This is a genomic window from Halorussus litoreus, assembly GCF_003382685.1.
Classification (GTDB): Archaea; Halobacteriota; Halobacteria; order Halobacteriales; family Haladaptataceae; genus Halorussus; species Halorussus litoreus.
In genome coordinates this window covers 71761-88334 of sequence record NZ_KZ859503.1, presented here as the reverse complement: position 1 = coordinate 88334, position 16574 = coordinate 71761, and the positions used below count along the sequence as shown (strand labels likewise).

The 16574-nt window shown below is 65.7% G+C and carries 17 protein-coding genes; 4 read left to right on the top strand and 13 right to left on the bottom strand.

All coding sequences use genetic code 11. The features are described from left to right. Positions 1–608: 608 nt before the first annotated feature. The 12 genes from DPQ64_RS00425 to DPQ64_RS00370 all read right to left on the bottom strand — a co-directional run bounded on the left by DPQ64_RS00425 (position 609) and on the right by DPQ64_RS00370 (position 12731). Positions 609–2105, bottom strand: a complete 1497-nt coding sequence (locus DPQ64_RS00425; protein WP_115862380.1) for an NADH-quinone oxidoreductase subunit N — start codon at positions 2103–2105, stop codon at positions 609–611. Beyond that, positions 2106–3638, bottom strand: a complete 1533-nt coding sequence (locus DPQ64_RS00420; protein ID WP_115862379.1) for a complex I subunit 4 family protein — start codon at positions 3636–3638, stop codon at positions 2106–2108. Next, positions 3639–5705: an NADH-quinone oxidoreductase subunit L gene (gene nuoL / locus DPQ64_RS00415; RefSeq protein WP_115862378.1), complete on the bottom strand. Its 2067-nt coding sequence runs from the start codon at positions 5703–5705 to the stop codon at positions 3639–3641. Positions 5706–5709: 4 nt separating this feature from the next. After that, on the bottom strand, positions 5710–6012 hold the full coding sequence (gene nuoK / locus DPQ64_RS00410) for an NADH-quinone oxidoreductase subunit NuoK (protein ID WP_115862377.1): 303 nt from the start codon (positions 6010–6012) through the stop codon (positions 5710–5712). Continuing rightward, positions 6012–6428 (bottom strand): NADH-quinone oxidoreductase subunit J, encoded by a 417-nt coding sequence (locus tag DPQ64_RS00405; RefSeq protein ID WP_115862376.1) that lies wholly within the window; start codon positions 6426–6428, stop codon positions 6012–6014. Before DPQ64_RS00405 ends, nuoK begins: the two co-directional genes overlap by 1 nt. Continuing rightward, positions 6425–6697 carry an NADH-quinone oxidoreductase subunit J gene (locus DPQ64_RS00400; RefSeq protein WP_115862375.1) on the bottom strand — a complete coding sequence of 91 codons (273 nt, stop codon included), beginning with the start codon at positions 6695–6697 and terminating at the stop codon, positions 6425–6427. The genes DPQ64_RS00405 and DPQ64_RS00400 overlap by 4 nt, the downstream gene beginning before the upstream one ends. A gap of 52 nt (positions 6698–6749) precedes the next feature. Then, the gene (locus DPQ64_RS00395; protein ID WP_115862374.1) at positions 6750–7211 is read right to left on the bottom strand and encodes a NuoI/complex I 23 kDa subunit family protein; all 462 of its coding nucleotides are present in this window, start codon (positions 7209–7211) and stop codon (positions 6750–6752) included. Then, positions 7211–8293, bottom strand: coding sequence for a complex I subunit 1/NuoH family protein (locus DPQ64_RS00390; protein ID WP_115862373.1), 1083 nt, complete (start codon positions 8291–8293; stop codon positions 7211–7213). The genes DPQ64_RS00395 and DPQ64_RS00390 overlap by 1 nt, the downstream gene beginning before the upstream one ends. Then, positions 8293–9963 carry an NADH-quinone oxidoreductase subunit D gene (locus DPQ64_RS00385; protein WP_115862372.1) on the bottom strand — a complete coding sequence of 557 codons (1671 nt, stop codon included), beginning with the start codon at positions 9961–9963 and terminating at the stop codon, positions 8293–8295. Before DPQ64_RS00385 ends, DPQ64_RS00390 begins: the two co-directional genes overlap by 1 nt. Next, entirely contained in the window at positions 9960–10667 is a 708-nt protein-coding gene (locus DPQ64_RS00380; RefSeq protein WP_115862371.1) for an NADH-quinone oxidoreductase subunit B, read from the bottom strand. Before DPQ64_RS00380 ends, DPQ64_RS00385 begins: the two co-directional genes overlap by 4 nt. Next, entirely contained in the window at positions 10664–11077 is a 414-nt protein-coding gene (locus DPQ64_RS00375; protein WP_115862370.1) for an NADH-quinone oxidoreductase subunit A, read from the bottom strand. Before DPQ64_RS00375 ends, DPQ64_RS00380 begins: the two co-directional genes overlap by 4 nt. 565 nt (positions 11078–11642) lie before the next feature. Then, complete coding sequence (locus DPQ64_RS00370; RefSeq protein ID WP_115862369.1) at positions 11643–12731, bottom strand: sodium:calcium antiporter; 1089 nt, start codon at positions 12729–12731, stop codon at positions 11643–11645. Between the two features lie 599 nt (positions 12732–13330). On the opposite strand from DPQ64_RS00370, the gene DPQ64_RS00365 reads away from it, so the two are divergent. The 4 genes from DPQ64_RS00365 to DPQ64_RS00350 all read left to right on the top strand — a co-directional run bounded on the left by DPQ64_RS00365 (position 13331) and on the right by DPQ64_RS00350 (position 16152). Further along, positions 13331–14158 carry an MBL fold metallo-hydrolase gene (locus tag DPQ64_RS00365; RefSeq protein ID WP_115862368.1) on the top strand — a complete coding sequence of 276 codons (828 nt, stop codon included), beginning with the start codon at positions 13331–13333 and terminating at the stop codon, positions 14156–14158. Between the two features lie 88 nt (positions 14159–14246). Further along, positions 14247–14582 (top strand): hypothetical protein, encoded by a 336-nt coding sequence (locus DPQ64_RS00360; protein ID WP_115862367.1) that lies wholly within the window; start codon positions 14247–14249, stop codon positions 14580–14582. A gap of 105 nt (positions 14583–14687) precedes the next feature. Beyond that, a complete protein-coding gene (locus tag DPQ64_RS00355) occupies positions 14688–15125 on the top strand; it encodes a hypothetical protein (RefSeq protein WP_115862366.1) in 438 nt (145 codons plus the stop codon). A 94-nt stretch (positions 15126–15219) separates the two neighbouring features. Beyond that, entirely contained in the window at positions 15220–16152 is a 933-nt protein-coding gene (locus DPQ64_RS00350; RefSeq protein WP_115862365.1) for a zinc ribbon domain-containing protein, read from the top strand. Positions 16153–16169: 17 nt separating this feature from the next. Here the strand turns inward: DPQ64_RS00350 and DPQ64_RS00345 are convergent, their stop codons facing one another. Next, positions 16170–16379 carry a TOBE domain-containing protein gene (locus DPQ64_RS00345; protein ID WP_115862364.1) on the bottom strand — a complete coding sequence of 70 codons (210 nt, stop codon included), beginning with the start codon at positions 16377–16379 and terminating at the stop codon, positions 16170–16172. Between the last annotated feature and the right edge of the window lie 195 nt (positions 16380–16574).

Below are 16574 nucleotides of genomic sequence, written 5' to 3'. Positions count from 1 at the left end.
ACTAGTATTCGGGTCGGTGCGCTTGCTGACTCTCCCTCTGACTCGTGCTGGCTCGTCCTTGCTTCCGACGCGTGCTGGCGTCTGTGCGAGGGAACCGAGCGCAGGCTTGTGGGAACGTCGCTCCCACGGCATCTCGACGAGTGAAACGAGTCGAGGCTCGTCAGCGCGTGCGCTGACGGCGCGACCTCCGTGTCGCGCCACATCGCGCGAGGGAGGCGCTCGCGTTTATGTGACCGCCGAGGCTGGGGCGGTCTGAAAGCCCGCTGTTGCGGTCGCGGTGCGGTGTGGTGCCGTGCTGTGCGGATTCTCCGAGGCTCAAGCAGTAGCTATCTCACTCGTCGCGGTCAAAATCAGCACGAAGCTAGCTATTGCCGAGGCATCGGAGAGACCGCAGCGGCACAGCACCGGGCCTCAAACCTCCCCAGCCTCTTGCGCTACTCGGCATTCGGCCTGCGTTGCTCATCCCTCGCGCGCGAGCAACGCGCGCGCCGGTGTGGAAAGTTCGTATTCGGCTTGAGAGACGAGCCCAGTCGGTACTCTGAATTTGTGAATTCCGAGAGAAACTGCGAAACGCCGAAACTGAAACGCCGAAAACGAGTTCGCGGTCGTTACGCGCCGAGCGCCGCCGCGGCACCGGTGGCGTACTCCCAGACCGGACCGAAGCCGGGCAGGAGCAGCACCGTCATGATCGCGGCCGCAGCCAGCGCGGCGTAGATGCCGACCGGTCGGGACTCGATGTCGAAGTCGCCGGTCGGCTCCTCGATCCACATCGCCTTCACGACCCGCGAGTAGTAGTACAGCGACAGCGCGCTGTTGATGGCACCCACGGCGGCGAGCCACCAGAAGCCGGCGCCGATGGCACCCGCGAACAGCAGGTACTTGCTCAGGAAGCCGCCGAACGGCGGGAGGCCCGCGAGGCTGAACAGGAACACGGTCATCGCGACGCAGGCGAACGGCGCCTGCGACGCGAGACCGTTGTAGTCCTCGAACGTCCGGCCGACCGACCAGTGCTCGGCGAGCGCGATGAACAGGAACGCGCCGGTGTTCATGAACCCGTAGACGAGCAGGTGGGCCATACTGGCACCGAGCACCATCTGGTCGTTGCCGCCGGTCAGCGCGGCCAGTCCGATGAGGGCGTAGCCGGCGTGACCGATAGAGGAGTACGCGAGCATCCGCTTGACGGTATCCTGGGTGGCGGCGGCGAAGTTACCGAGCGTCATCGTCGCCACCGCGAGGATCTGTGCGGCGAGCACCCAGTCGACGCTCGCGGTCGCGCCGACCACGACCTCCTGGATGGGGAAGCCGACCGTGAGCACGCGGAACGCCACGGCGAACCCGGCGGCCTTCGAGGCCGACGAGAGGAACGCCGAGACGGGCGCGGGCGCGCCCTCGTAGGCCTCGGGTGCCCAGAAGTGGAACGGCACGCTCGCGGTCTTGAACGCGAACCCGCCGATGATCATGAGCATGCCGACGCCGAGCACGCCGTTGAGTTCGGTTCCGGCGATCCCGCTAGCGACCTCCGGGAGCAACAGCGACCCGGTGACGCCGTACACGAGACTGATGCCGTACACGAGGATGGCCGACGACAGCGCGCCGACGAGGAAGTACTTCAGGCCCGCCTCGACGCTGCCGCGGTTCTTCTTGAGGATGGCGACCAGCGCGTACGACGGCAGGCTCGACAGTTCGAGGCTCACGAACACGATCGCGAGGCTGTTGGCCGAGGGCATGATCGTCATGCCCGTCGCCGCCAGCATCACGAGCGCGTAGAACTCGCCCTGATAGTGGTGGTCGGCCATGTAGTCGTAGCTGGCGACACAGACCAGCGTGGTCACGCTGGCGAACACGACGGCGAAGAACAGGCTCATCGAGTCGACGACGAGCGCGTCGCCGAACAGCACGATGGGTTCCTCGCCGGTGCCGGCAAACAGGTACCAGACCGCGAAGCCAGCTGCGGCCAGCGAACCGAGCGTCGCGGTTCCGGCCACGAGCGTCCGGTTCTCCGAGTCGGGATCGATGCTGTCGACGACGAACAGCACCAGCGCTGTCAGCGCGAACGTGAGCGCCGGCGCGAGCGCCATCCACGGCGGCAGTTCGAAAGCCGCCATCTATGCACCACCTCCCGCGGTCTTGACGAGCGGATCGACTGCGTTCTGGATCATGTCGTAGAAGATACCCGGGTCGACGCCGAGCGCCACCACGAGCAGGATGAGCACCACGAGCGGTGCCACGTCGTGGAACGCCGCGTGTCCGACCTCGTAGTCGGTCTCGACCTCGAACGGGCCGAACAGCGTGCGCTGCATCGCGAACAGCAGGTAACCCGCCACGATGACGATGCCGAACATCGCCGCCGCGGTGAACAGCGGCGCGCTCGCGAGCACCGTCGACTGGAACGCGCCGAGGAAGATGAACAGCTCGGCAGCGAACCCGGCCATCAGCGGCAGACCCATGTAACCGAACGCGCCCGCGACGAACACGGTCACGGTGAACGGCATCTTGCTGGCCAGCCCGGACATGTCCGACACCATCCGGGTGTGGGTCGTGTTGTAGATGACTCCGACCGCCATGAACATCAGCCCCGAGATGAGGCCGTGGGCGATCATCTGGAACGTCGCGCCGCCCAGTCCGTACAGCGAGTACGCGACCAGTCCGAGGATGACGTACCCCATCGACGACACCGAGGAGTACGCCACGATGCGCTTGAGATCGGATTGGGCCAGCGCGAGCATCGCGCCGTAGATGACGCTCACGACCGCGAACAGCGCGATGATGGTCGCGTAGTCCTGCGCGACGCCCGGCAGCATCGTGAAGTTGAACCGGAGCAACGCGTACGTACCCATCTTCAGCAGGACCCCGGCCAGCATGATCGACACCGGCGTGGGGGCCTCGACGTGAGCGTCGGGCAGCCACGTGTGGAACGGCACCACCGGGACCTTCACCGCGAACCCGGCGAACATGGCGACGAACGCCGCCACCTTCAGCGCGTCCGGACCGACCGGACCCAAACTACCGAGTTCGCCGCCGCGAAGCGCCTGGGCGACCGTCGGCATGTCGAAGCTGTTGACGTCGCCGAGGCCGAACACCAGCGCCACGAACCCGATGAACATCACGAGGCTCGCGAGGTTCGTGTAGACGAACATCTTGATGGCGGCGTACTTCCGGCGCGGGCCGCCCCAGACGCCGATGAGGACGTACATCGGGACGAGCACCATCTCCCAGAAGACGAACCAGACGAAGAAGTCCAGCGCCGAGAAGACGCCGAGCAGGCTCGCCTCGAGGAACAGCATGAGCCCATAGAACTGGCTCTGTCGCTCGTCGATGGGCGTCCACGACGCCAAAAGCGCCAGCGACGTGAGCACCGTGGTCAGCGCGACCAGCGGCATGCTGATGCCGTCCAGCCCGACGTGCCACTGGAGCGCGTAGTCGCCGGCCACGACCCACTGGAACGTCTCCTCGAAGGCCAGTTCGCTCCCCGCGAGGAGCGCGTTACCGCTGGCCTCGTACGTGCTGTACATCCAGAGGCTCCCGGCGAGCGGGAGCAGACTGAGCGCGAACGCGAGCTTCCCCGCCGCGCCGTCGGGCGAAAGGAACACAGCGAACGCGCTCAGCAACGTCACCGCGATGAGTGCTTCGATCCACATTCAGAACCAACCTCCCATGATGCCGAAAGCGACGAGAAGGACGATCAGTCCGGTCGTCAGCAGGAAGGCGTAGTTCGACACCACGCCGGTCTGGACGCGCTTGATGCGGCTCCCGCCGAACAGGCTGACGCTGGACGCGCCGTTGACCACGCCGTCGATGACGCCCTGGTCGAACTTGTCGGCGGCCTTCGCCACCGGCAGGGTGACCCCCTGCGCGAGCCAGACCTGGAACTCGTCCTGGTAGTAGTTGTTGAACAGCACGGTCTTGATCCGGCCCAGCCGGTCGGTGTGCCGGACGGGCTCGGGCACGTCGTACAGCAGCCACGCCGCGCCAGCACCCGCCAGGGCGAGGCCCAGCGAGACGCCGGCACTCAGCAGCACTGTCAGGTCGGCCGAGCCGATGGTCCCGGCAGTGTAGTGTGCGAAGTCGTGAGTCAGCGTGCTGTAGTGATGCGCCGAGAGCACCTCGGGGCCGGCGTCGAGCCACTGGTGGAGGAAGTCGATCCCCTCGACGCCCAGCAGCTTCTGGACCGGCACCATGTTGACGAGGCCGGTGACGGCCGCCAGGATCCCCAGCACGGCCAGCGGGAACTTCACGTTCCAGCCGACGCCGTGGGGGTCACGCGCGGTGTCGGTTCGGGGCTCGCCGTGGAAGGTCAGGAACACCATCCGGAAGGTGTAGAACCCGGTGAAGAACACCGCCAGCAGGCCCATCGCGTACGCACCGAGCAGCAGCGGACTGTTGAGGCCGTGGACGAATGCTTCGTACAGCACCTCGTCCTTCGACCAGAAGCCCGAGAACGGGACGATGCCCGCGAGCGCGAGCGACCCGGAGAGGAACGCGTAGTAGGTCACGGGCATCTTCTCCTTCAGCCCGCCCATGTCCCACATGTTCTCGTTGTGGTGCATGGCGATGATGACCGAGCCAGCGCCGAGGAACAGCAGCGCCTTGAAGAACGCGTGGGTCAGCAGGTGGAAGCTCGCCGCGACGTAGCCGCCAGCGCCCAGCCCGAGCATCATGTACCCGTACTGGGAGATAGTCGAGTACGCCAGCACCTGCTTGATCTCCTTCTTCACGACACCCATCGTGGCCGCGAACAGCGCCGTGAAGCCGCCGACGAACGCGATGAACGCCAGCACCTGCGGCAGCAGGGCGTAGAACCCGTAGATGCGCGCGACGAGGTAGACGCCCGCCGCGACCATCGTCGCCGCGTGGATGAGCGCCGAAACGGGGGTCGGACCCTCCATGGCGTCGGGCAGCCACGTGTGCAGGGGGAACTGCGCGGACTTGCCGACGACGCCGCCGAGGATGAGGAGTCCGAGCACCGCGAACCACGCCTGCGGCTCGAAGCCGAGGAACGTCGTCACCTCGACCGCACCCTCGCCCGCGAGCACCTGCTCGGCGATGTGCGGGAACGCTTCCATGTTCTCGCTGCCGACGAACATCGACGTGCCGAACGTCGCGAGCACGCCGACCACGCCGACGAGGAAGAAGTAGTCCCCGAAGCGGGTGACGAGGAACGCCTTCTTCGCGGCGCTCGGCGGTCCCTCCTCGCGGAACCAGAAGCCGATGAGCAGCCACGAACAGAGGCCCACCAGCTCGAAGAACATGAACGCCATCAGCAGGTTGTTCGCGAACACGAACGAAAGCATGCTCGCGGTGAACAGGCCGAGTCCGGCGTAGTAGCGCGGCAGGCCGGTTTCGCCCTCGTCGTTCATGTAGCCGAGGCTGAACACGTGGACGAGCAGGGCCACGAGCGAGACGATGATCAACATCATCGTCGAGAGCGGGTCGAGCAGGATGCCGAAGTGCAGGTCGAGCGTCGCCTCTCCCGCGCCCGCGACCCACGTGATGTACTCGTGGTACATGCCGTCGGCCGAACCGCTGACCGCGACGAACGCCCAGATCGAGAGCAGCAGGGAGCCCGCCGTGGCGAGGATGCCGGGGATGGCTCCGCCTTTCGGCAGCAGTCGCGGAGCGAACGCTCCGACGAGCAGCGCAATCAGGAACGATACGAAGGGTAGGGCCGCGATGGCCGGTGCCAGTTCGAAGGGGAGTGCTGCCATCGTTTTACCACCTCATCGTTGTCGCTTCGGTCACGTCCACGTCGTCGAAGTTGCGGTACAGCACCAGGACGATGCCGATACCGATGGCGACCTCCGCGGCCGCCAGCGCCAGCGTGAACAGGCTGAACGTCTGTCCCGTGAGGTTGCCGTGGAACCGCGAGAACGCGACGAGATTGATGTTCGCCGCGTTCAACAGCAGCTCCACGCTCATTAGGAACAACAGCGCGTTCCGGCGGGTCAGGATGCCGAACACGCCGATGCAGAACACCGCGGCCGACAGCAGGAGGTAGTACTCGATGGGTACCATCAGTCGTCCACCTCCTCACCGTCGCCGACCGGCCGACCGCCGTCGGTCGAGGGGACCCGCTCGGGCCCGCGGTCGGTCGCGTCCGACGCCAGTCCGGGGCTGCGTTCGTCCTCCTCCTCGCGGGTCGCCAGCATCACCGCGCCGTCGAGCGCGGCGTCTAGCACCACCGCGATGAGGATGAACGACACGAGGAACCCTTCGCTGGGAATCGCGTCGGGCGCGTCGATGTTGAACATCGAGTAGCCGATGCTGGCCGTGATGCCGGCATCGCCCTCGAAGCCGCCGGCGGCGTCGCCGAACGGCGCGCCGACGAACACCGCGGCGAGCACGACGAACAGCGCGATCGCTGCCACGCCGGGCCACTTGCGGCTCCGGTCGTCGACGTCGGCGTCTCGGCCGCCCCTGTCGACGCTCATACGTTGGTCACCTCCTCTTCATCTGTCTTTGCCTGGCGCGTGAGCATCACGGCGAACGTGATCAGGATGAGGACCCCGCCGACGTAGACGAGCACCTGCATCGCCGCGAGGAACTCCGCCTGTAACATCACGTAGTGAACCGCGACGGAGAGTAATGCGACACCCAGCAGTAACGCTGAGTGCCACACGTCCCGCACCAGGACGACGCCCAGACTGCTCGCTATCGTGACGAGAGCGAACAGCCCGAACGTGAGCATCTCGTATACCATTTCAGTCACCTTGAAGTTCTCTTAATCGTCCTTTCAACCTTTCGAGACGGAGTTACTGGTAGTCCACCTCGCCCTCGCCCTCGCCGACCCACGCGCTGCGGTCGGGTTCGCGAGATTCGAGGGGATCCATGTCTTTGTACCACGGTACGTTCTTCAACTGCTCTTTGTTGTACACGAAGTCGTCCTTCGTGTCCGCGGTGAACTCGAAGTTCTCCGTCAGGATGATGGCGTCGACCGGACAGACCTCCTCGCACAGCCGACAGTAGACGCACTGTCCGATGTGGAGGTTGTACTGCTCGCCGTTGCGCTGGTCGTCCTGCACGATCTGGATCGTGTCGTTCGGACAGACGTTCTCGCACTGACGGCACCAGATGCACCGCTCCTGGCTGAACTTGTGAACGCCGCGGAATCGCGGGCTTACTTCGGGTGCCACGTCCGGATACTCCACCGTGAACGTGGACCCGTCCAGTGCGTGCTTCAGCGTCGTCGCCATTGACTTGAGGACTCCGATCATTAGAGCATCACCCCGACGATGACGGCCGTGAGGACGAGGTTGGCGAACGAGAGCACCAGCATGCCCTTCCAGCCGATCTCGATGAGTTGGTCGATGCGGACGCGCGGCACGGCCGACCGCGCCCACTGGGTGAACAGGAAGACCGCCCAGATCTTGACGAGGAACCAGACGAAGCCCGGCAGAATCGGTCCGGCCGGGCCGCCGAGGAACACCGTCGTGACGATTGCGCCGCCGAGGAAGATGTGGATGAACTCGCCCATGTAGAACAGGACGAAGTAGATGCTGGAGTACTCGGTCATGTACCCGGCGACGATCTCGGTCGGTGCCTCGGGGATGTCGAACGGGTTCCGTCCGACCTCCGCGAGGTTCGCCACCATGAACAGCACGAACGCGAACGGGTTCACGAACGCGAACCACGACGGGATGGTGATCCCGGCGATGGTCACCAGCGGTTCGGCCTGCTGGGCCACGATCTCGCTGGTCTGGAGCGTGCCGGTGAAGATGACCACCGACGCCGCCGTGACGATGAGCGGGATCTCGTAGGCGATGTTCTGCGCGATGGCCCGGAGACCGCCCATCAGCGAGTACTTGTTGTTCGACGCGTAGCCGCCCATCGTGAGCGCGAGCGTGGCGATGGAGGCCACCGCGAACACGTACGCGAGCCCGGTCTCGGGGTCGGCCATCTGGAGGTTGATCCCGAAGATTGATCCCATCGGAATGACCGCGAAGCCGATGAGCGCCGAAAGCGCGAGCAGAATTGGAGCGATGTCGTACGCGGGCCGATCGGCACCGTCCGGGATGATGAGTTCCTTCGCCATCAACTGGACAGCCGCGGCCGGGATGATGAGCAGCCCGGCCGGGCCCACGCGGTCGACCGCGATGCGGTCGGTGAACGCCGCGGTGATCTTCCGCTTGGCCCACGGTCCCGCCACGCCGGCGTTCGCCAGCATGACGTTGGCGATGACGAACGCCGCGATGAACCCCGCGACGGCCTCCTGCCAGATGGCTATCTCGCCGCCGAACAGGACGCGTCCGATGGTTTCGGGGAGCAACACGGGGTCGGACTGGAGGGGGACGAACATCACCGATCCACCTCCCCGAGGATGACGTCGAGGCTACCCAGGGCCGCGACCAGGTCGGGCACGTACTCGCCCTCCGCCATCGCCTCCAGCGAGTGGAGGTTGTTGAAGCAGGGGCTCCGGATCTTGAATCGTCCGGGCTTGTCCGTGCCGTCCGACCGGACGTAGATGCCGAGTTCGCCCTTCGCACCCTCGACCGCGCGGTACACTTCCGTGTCCGCGTCGGGCTTGAGCGTCCGGGGGACGTTGCTCTGGATGTTGCGTTCGTCTTCCGGCCAGTCTTCGAGCAGGTCGACGCACTGCTTGATGATCTTCGCGGACTCCTCGACCTCGCGCATCCGGACGAGCAGGCGCGCGAAGTTGTCACAGCCGTCCTCGGTCACGACGTCCCAGTCGAGCTCGTCGTAGTAGCCGTACGGGTCGTCGCGCCGCAGGTCGTAGTCGATGCCCGACGCGCGGGCGACCGGGCCGGTACAGCCGTACTGCTTGGCCGTCTCGGCGTCGATGACGCCCGTGCCGATGGTCCGCTTCTGGAAGATCTCGTTGCCCGTGATGAGGTCGTGGTACTCCTCGAGCGTCCCCGGCAGGTCGTCCATGAAGTCCCGGATCTTCTCGAAGAACTCGTCGCGAGGTTCGGGCAGGTCCCAGACGACGCCGCCGAGCCGGAAGTAGTTGAACATCATGCGCTGACCCGTCAGATCTTCGAGGATGTTCTGGGTCTTCTCGCGGTCGCGCATGGCGTACATGAAGATGGCGGTGAAGTCGCCGTAGATGTCGAGACAGAACGTCCCGACCGCCAGCATGTGCGCCGCGATACGACAGAGTTCGGCGCTCATCGTCCGGATGATCTGGGCGTATTCGGGCACCTCGATGTCGTTGAGGTCCTCGGCCACGCGGGCGTACGCCCACTCGTTGAGCAGCCCCGCCGACGAGTAGTCCCACCGGTCAGGGTACGGCATGATCTGGTGGCGGTACGTGCCCTGCTGGCACATCTGCTCCTCGCAGCGGTGGAGGTAGCCGATGTCGGGCTCGACGTCGGCGACCTGCTCGCCGTCGAGCACCGTCTTGACGTGGAGCACGCCGTGGGTCGCCGGGTGGTGGGGCCCGATGTTGAGGAACATCGTGTCCGAGTCGGGGTCCTCCTGGCTCTCGGCCACCGGGTTGACGTGCTCTTCGAGCGTGACGACCTGCGGCTTGTCCTGGTCGTAGTCCGAACTCAGCGGGTGGCCCTGCCACGTCTCGGGCAGCAGGATGCGCCGCAGGTCCGGATGGTTCTCGTAGTCGATTCCGACGAGATCGTACGCCTCGCGCTCGTGCCACTCCGCGGTCTTGTACACCGACGCGGCCGACTCGCTGGTCGGGTTCTCGAGGTCGGTGGGGACGATCACGCTGACCTCCTGGGTCCGGTCGTCGTACTTGGTCAGGTGGTAGATACTCTCGTAGCGGTCCTCGTAGTCCTGCGCGGTGACCATCGAGAGGTGATCGAACCCCGCGTCGTTGCGGAGCAGGTCGAGCGCGCCGGCGACCTCGTCGGGGCGAATGACGAACCCCTCGGCGTTGAGGTGGGACTCGCGGCGAATCACGCGGTCGCCGAGCAGTTCTTCCAGCGCGTCGTAGTCGACGCCGTGGGTCTCCGGGAGGTCGCCCTCCGGTGCTTTCTCCTGGGAACTCATGGTGAATCAGCCCAGTTGTACCGCATGACGAGCGTCTCCTCGTCGATGTCCTCCGAGAGCTTCTCGACCAGTTCGTCGCGCTGGAGGTCGCCGAACTGCTCGAGTTCGTACGGCTTGACCGTGACGGGGCTGGTCTCGCCGTTTGCGATGCTCTCCTGGAGCTTCACGACGCCGTAGATGAGCGCCTCGGGTCGGGGCGGACAGCCCGGGACGTGGATGTCGACCGGGATGACCTCCTCGGCACCCTTGATGACGTTGTAGCCCTCCTGGAACGGGCCGCCGGAGATGGTACACGACCCCATGCCGACCACGAACTTGGGCTCGGGCATCTGGTCGTACACGCGCTTCATCCGCGGCGCGAACTTCGAGACGATGGTGCCCGGCACGATCATCACGTCGGCCTGCCGGGGCGAGGCGCGGGGCACGCCCGACCCGAACCGGTCGAGGTCGTGCTTGACCGCGTACGTGTGCATCATCTCGATGCTACAGCAGGCGATCCCGAACTGCAGCATGAACATCGAGGAGCCCCGCACCCAGTTCATGAACTTGTCGAACTTCGTGAGGATGAACGGCGTCGAGCCGAACGCCTCGCGGAGCTTGGAGTTGAAGCGGTTGTCGACGCCGCCCGTCCCGATTCTGGCCTCGCGGGTCTTGGTCTGTGGCTCTTTGCTTCCCGTGATCGCGTCCCGTGGTTCGTTGCTCATTGTCTATCGACGCTCCGTTGGGATTCGGTGGGATTGCGGACCCACTGTACGGCGCCCTGCCGCCACGCCCAGGCGAGACCGACGACGAGGATGCCGACGAACACGAGCATCGGCAGCAACGCCCCGGTCAGTCCGACGCCTTCCATCGAGACGGCTCGCCGGTAGATAACCGTCCAAGGGAAGATGAGGACGGTCTCGATGTCGAAGACGAGGAACAGCAGCGCGACCATGTAGTACTGAATGTTGAAACGAATCCGGGTCCCGCCGGTCGGGATCTCGCCACTCTCGTACGTGGCAGTTTTTCCTTTCTCGGGCACGGTGGGCCGGAGCAGGCTGGAAACCGCCATCATCCCGAGCGGTATCAACAGCCCCACCAGCGCCAACGCGCCAATCGCTATCCATGGATTCATACGGATATTCTCCTACCATCGGGGGATTATGAGCGCACCCCTATAAGCGTTGATTTGTGCGTCTGCGAGCGGTTATAACTGGTTAGACGTGATTCTGAGTAATGGTAGCGTACGGGTCTCGGAAAGCGACGCTGCGCCGGAGACGCACTGGCCTGATTCCGGCGATTCGGTCGAATCCGAGCGCGTCGAGTCGTCGTTCGCCGGACCCGCAAATGCTATCGGGAAAGGAATCATTTCGTCGGGACGGAGCCACTGGACCGAAACGCGTCCGCTCCGAATATCGACGGCGCGATTCGCCGGTCGACGTTACGCCGACCCAATCGTACAACCGACGACGAAACGGCGGAATACGGTCACTCGTCAGCGGTGTCGTTTTCGGGGGTCCGTTCGCCGACCCTCCGCTCTCGAACTGGTGCCGGATTAAGTGGGTCTTTTTCGCGTGCGCGTCGCTCGCGCGCACCGACTAAATTAGTTTAGAGCCGCTTCCAGATTCGGAGTCGCTTCACGAAGAATCGCATTCGACTGCTCTACCTACAATCGTCCGAGTTCACGCGTCGGTTGCCGTTCAGGCGTAGTTCGCCACCCAGTAGCCCGCGTACACCGCCAGCAGGACGACGCCCTCGAAGCGCCCGACTTTCCCCCGGAACAGCACGCCGAGCACGATAGCGAGCGAGACGAGAAAGAAGGGCCAGTGAACCACCGTGACGGCTCGCGAGAGCGCGAGCGGGTGGACGAGCGCGACCACGCCCGCGTTCGCCGTGACGAAGAACAGCACGCTCCCGACCACGTTGCCGACGCCGACCTCCGGGCGGCCCTCGCGGACGGGTTCGACCGTGAGCAGTAGCTCCTCCAGACTCGCGACGAAGCTCATCACGGTCGCGCCGAAGGCCAGTCCCACGAGGTCGAACGCGTCGAGGATGTCCCGCGCACCCATCACCGCCAGCTCCGAGCCCACCGTCATCCCGACTACTGTGAGCAGGACGACGCCGAGGTCCCGGAGTCCTGCATCATCGTCCTCGTCGGGTTCGTCGCCCACGTCGTTCGCGGAGTCCAAACCGGAACCCGGATCGGAGTCGCCGGTCTCGGAATCGCCGTCCCGGCGACCGTCGCTGTCTCCATCACCGCCGACTGCCGTCTCCCCCTCCTGCTCCTCCTTGACCTCCTCGATCTCGTCGACTTCTTCGGGTTCGAGATACCGGGTCGACTGCTGGGACTCCCAGCGATACACGGCCCAGAGCAGCGGGACGAACGCGACCACGAGGATGACCCCGTCGAGTCGCGAGAGCAGGCCGTCCGCGCTCAGCGCGAGCAGCAGAGCGGGCGAGATCGCCGTCAGCGCGAGGTACCCGCGGGGCGTCTCCGTCTCGAAGGGCGACACCACGCCGGCGAGGCCGACCGCCGCGCCGAGGACGAACAGCGCCTCGCCGAACACCGTCCCGAGCGCCACGTCCGGGAGGTCGCCAGCGGCGGCCGCGATTCCCAGCACCGCGTTTTCGAGGTCGACGCCCGCGAGTACCACCGTAAGCAGGAACGTCGAGACGCCGATGCCTACCGCGGCTTCCGCGACGTGCTCGACGAACTCCTCGACGCTCCACACCACGATTCCGATGCCGACGAGGAACAGCGCGACCGGAACGACCGGCGAGGCGACCATGCGCGACCGGATTCACCGGCGAGAGGGAAAAGTGCGGGGGCGCTCGGCCAACGTTCGATAGTCCGGGGGCGCTCGGCCAACGTTCGATATTGGGTCTGATCGTCGCTCTGGATGGCGTCTTCGGATTGATCTCATCAGTCCACACTTGGCGCGCGTTTGGGCGCGGCGCACGAACGCGCCGCGCCCTAGCGTGCGAGGGACGAGTGAGCGTAGCGAGCGAGGAGGCTGGGGAGGCGTGAGGCTCGCGGTTGCGGTACGGTCGCGTTGCTGTGCGGTCGCGGTGCTGTGCGGTCTCTCATATGCTTCGGCAGTAGCTAGCTTCACGGTAACTTCGTTTTCTATCGAGACTGTGAAACTAGCTACTGCTTGCGCCTCGGCGTGACCGCACTGCAACCTCCTCCTCCCCAGCCTCCTCTCCCTCGCTGCGCTCGGTCGTTCGTCTCGCGCGCGCGCCGAGATTGAATGAGGAACGGTCGCACCGGATTGGAGGGAAGAAGCGCCGCACCGGAATTGGAGGGAGAAGCGCCGCATCGGAGTCGAATGAAAAAGAGTCGAGTGAATGCCGAACCGTTTAGGCGCGCCCGACCCAACCTACTGCCATGACGATTCGACACGACGGCATCACCGCGGAGTGGCTCGGCTACGCGGGACTGCGCCTCGAATCGGGCGACGGCACGGTGGTCTACCTCGACCCCGGCCGGTACGGCACCCTCACGGGCGAGTGGACGCCGGACTCGCCGGGCGCGGGCCATCCCGAACCGCGGGACTACTGGCCAGAGGACGGCGTCTCCGCAAGCGAAGCGAGCGGAGGCTCGTCGGACCGCGGGTCCGACGCCGACCTCGTACTGGTGACCCACGACCATCACTACGATTCGGACGATATCCGTCGAGTCGCCGGCGAGGACGCTACCGTGGTCGTCTACGAGGCGGTGTACCCGCCGAAGATCGACCGCGAAGGCGGGAGCCTCGACGACCTGCCGTTCGAGGTCGTCCGCGTGGACGAAGCCGACGACCGGCTGTTCGGCGACGTGGTGGTCCGGACCGTCCCGGCCTACAACGAACCAGACGGCCCACACACGAGTGCCGACGGCGAGCCGTTCCACCCCGAAGGCTTCGGCGTCGGCTTCCACGTCACGCTTCCGGGTCGAACTTCCGGCGGCGCGGTCGAGGACGTGACGGTGTTCTGGCCGGGCGACACCGACGCCTTGCCGGGCCACGCGGAGCTCGACGTTTCGCTGTTCTGCCCACCCATCGGCGGGTCGTTCACGATGGATCGCCACGAGGCCGCCGACCTCGCCGCCGAGTTGGACCCCGACCTCGTGTTGCCGATACACTACAACACCTTCGAGGCGCTGCAGACGGATTCGGGTGCGTTCGCGGCAGACGTAGCAGGTCGTGGGGTCCCCGTGGTACTGGACGAGAGGTGAACGAGTGGGGGAACCCGTCTGCGGTCGAGTCTCGATAGGAGTCGTTCCAATCCCTACGTTTTATCTGTCAGGCGTCGTAGTGGTGGGCATGAATTGGACCGCTCTGGTCGACCCGCTCGTCCGCTACTCCCTCCTCGCGGCCATCGTCACGATTACCGCGGCGTACCTCCTCGTCGGTTCGGGGCTTCCGCTGCTCCTACTCGCCGGCGCTGGCCTCCTCCTCATCGCTCTCGGTGCTGGGGAGGCCGGTGCCGCACCCGCCTCTGGCTTCGCGGATGCCGAGAACGGGGGCGAGGAAGGACTCACGGAGGGCATGGAGATGGTTCCCGGGTCGGGAAACCACTCCCTGCGCGCCAAACTGCTGTTCTACGGGATCGGGCTCGTAGTCTGGGACGTGGTCGGGCTGGCGATGTTGCTCGGGTGATGAGTGGAGCTTGGTCGTTAGAGGCTGTTCGGTTGACAGCATCGAACCCATCCCGCACGACGCCGAAGAGGTACGTATATGTCGGGTCGGCATGACGTTCGACCCATGACCGCGGTTCCCGACGACTGGCCCTACGCCGACGAGGCCACCGACTGCGCCGCCTGTGGGAGCGACGACCACCGGTTCGTCGCGGTCGACACGCTCGGACTGGTCTGGGGCGCGGCGATGCAGGGCGGACTCGCGCCGACGGAGATTGGCGACTACGGCGGCACGCTCCGATTCCGGTGTTGTAGGGACTGCTGGACGGACGGCGTCGACGCGCTCGACGAGGCTACGACGCTGCTCGCCGACGACGCCGGCCGCCGGGCCGACTCCTTCGAACTGGACGACCGGAAGGTTGTCGCAGCCGCGAAACTGCGCGCCGAGCGCGTCGCGGTCGACACCCTGCGCGGACTCGACTTCCGCAGCGACCCCGAGCGCGAGCACGTCCGCGCACAGGACCGCGCGGTCGAGACCGTGCTGCAGTCGTGGTTCGAGGAGTAATGGCGTTGGGTTCAAGCGATGACCGTCCCCGCTTCGCCTCCGTGGCTTCACACATTGCGCAACCTACTTGTTCCGCGCGCCAGTAGTCCGACACATGGGTTCGGTCCCCAACTTCTGTTCGCAGTGCGGCGCGTCGCTGTCGCCCGGCGACGCGTTCTGCTCGCAGTGCGGTACCAGCGTCGGCCAACGCGGCGAGTCCGACCGCAAGTCGTCCGGTGTCGAGCAACGCGGCGAGTCCGAGCCGAGTAGCCAGTCGGCGTTCCGTCGCAAGGTTCGGGACCTGACGGTCGAGGGCTGGGAGGTCGAGCACGACTACGGCGACCGAGTGGTGCTGGCCGACAGAGGCTTCGGGTCCGTCCCAGCCCACCTGATCCTGTTCGTGTTCACGCTGGGGTTCGTCAATCTCCTCTACGCCGTCTACAGCTACACGATGGGAGCCGAGCGCGTCGAACTCCGGGCCGAAGGCACGGTCCGCTGGCTCTCCGGTCGAGACGGCCGCACCGACGACTGGCGAGACAGCACCGAGGCCGGACGAGACGGCGGCACGGACGACGGGCGAACCGGCCGCGCCGATCACGCCGACGAGCCGGTCGAGACCCCGGGAAGCATCGCGGGGGCCGCGTTCCTCGCGCTGATCGGGTTCACCGTGCTCGGCAGCGCGACGGACATCCCGGGAGTGTTCCTCGCCGGGGTCTTCCTCCTGCTCTCGCTATACTCGTTCCCGCCGTTCCGCGCGCGATTCCGCGAGCGCAAGTCGGTCACTACCTTCGGGTGGGTGCGCTCGACCGACGAGTGGGTCGTCGACGCCCCGGACACGCCGTGCAACGTGTGTTCGCGCCCCATCGGCACCGGTGTCGGGCGGACGTTCCACGAGACGTTCTACGTCGCGGGGCTTCCGATCACGCGCGACGAGAAGGGCACGAACGGCTACTGCCGGTCGTGCGCGCAGGGCGACCCGTTCACCGAGAGCAGTGTCGGCGCGAGCGACGTGGACGCGAACGACGGCGAGGCGCAAGTAGAGTACTGAGTCGGGCTCCGGGCCGACTACCTGTTCTCGACCATCACCTCGGTCGCTTTGACGACCGCGTTCACCTCCGCACCTTCTTCGAGGCCGAGGCGGTCGGCCGAACCGCTGGTGATGATCGCAGTGACCTCCTGTCCGTCGTCGGTTTCGACCACGACTTCGGCCATCAGCCCCTCGGTTTCGAGCGATCTAACGGTTCCCGCGAGTCGGTTGCGTGCGCTGAGTGCCATCGCCCGCGGTACGACGAACTGCGTGAAAAGGGTTTGCGCCGAAATTTTCGGTGCTCTGTACGCGGATTCTCGGACGGATTCATTTCACTGTTTGCGGTCGATGCTTATCTCACGTTTGCGGTCGATGCTTATCTCACGGTTTGCGGTTGGCGCGCGCGAGCAACGCGCGCGAGGGACGAACGACCGAGCGCAGCG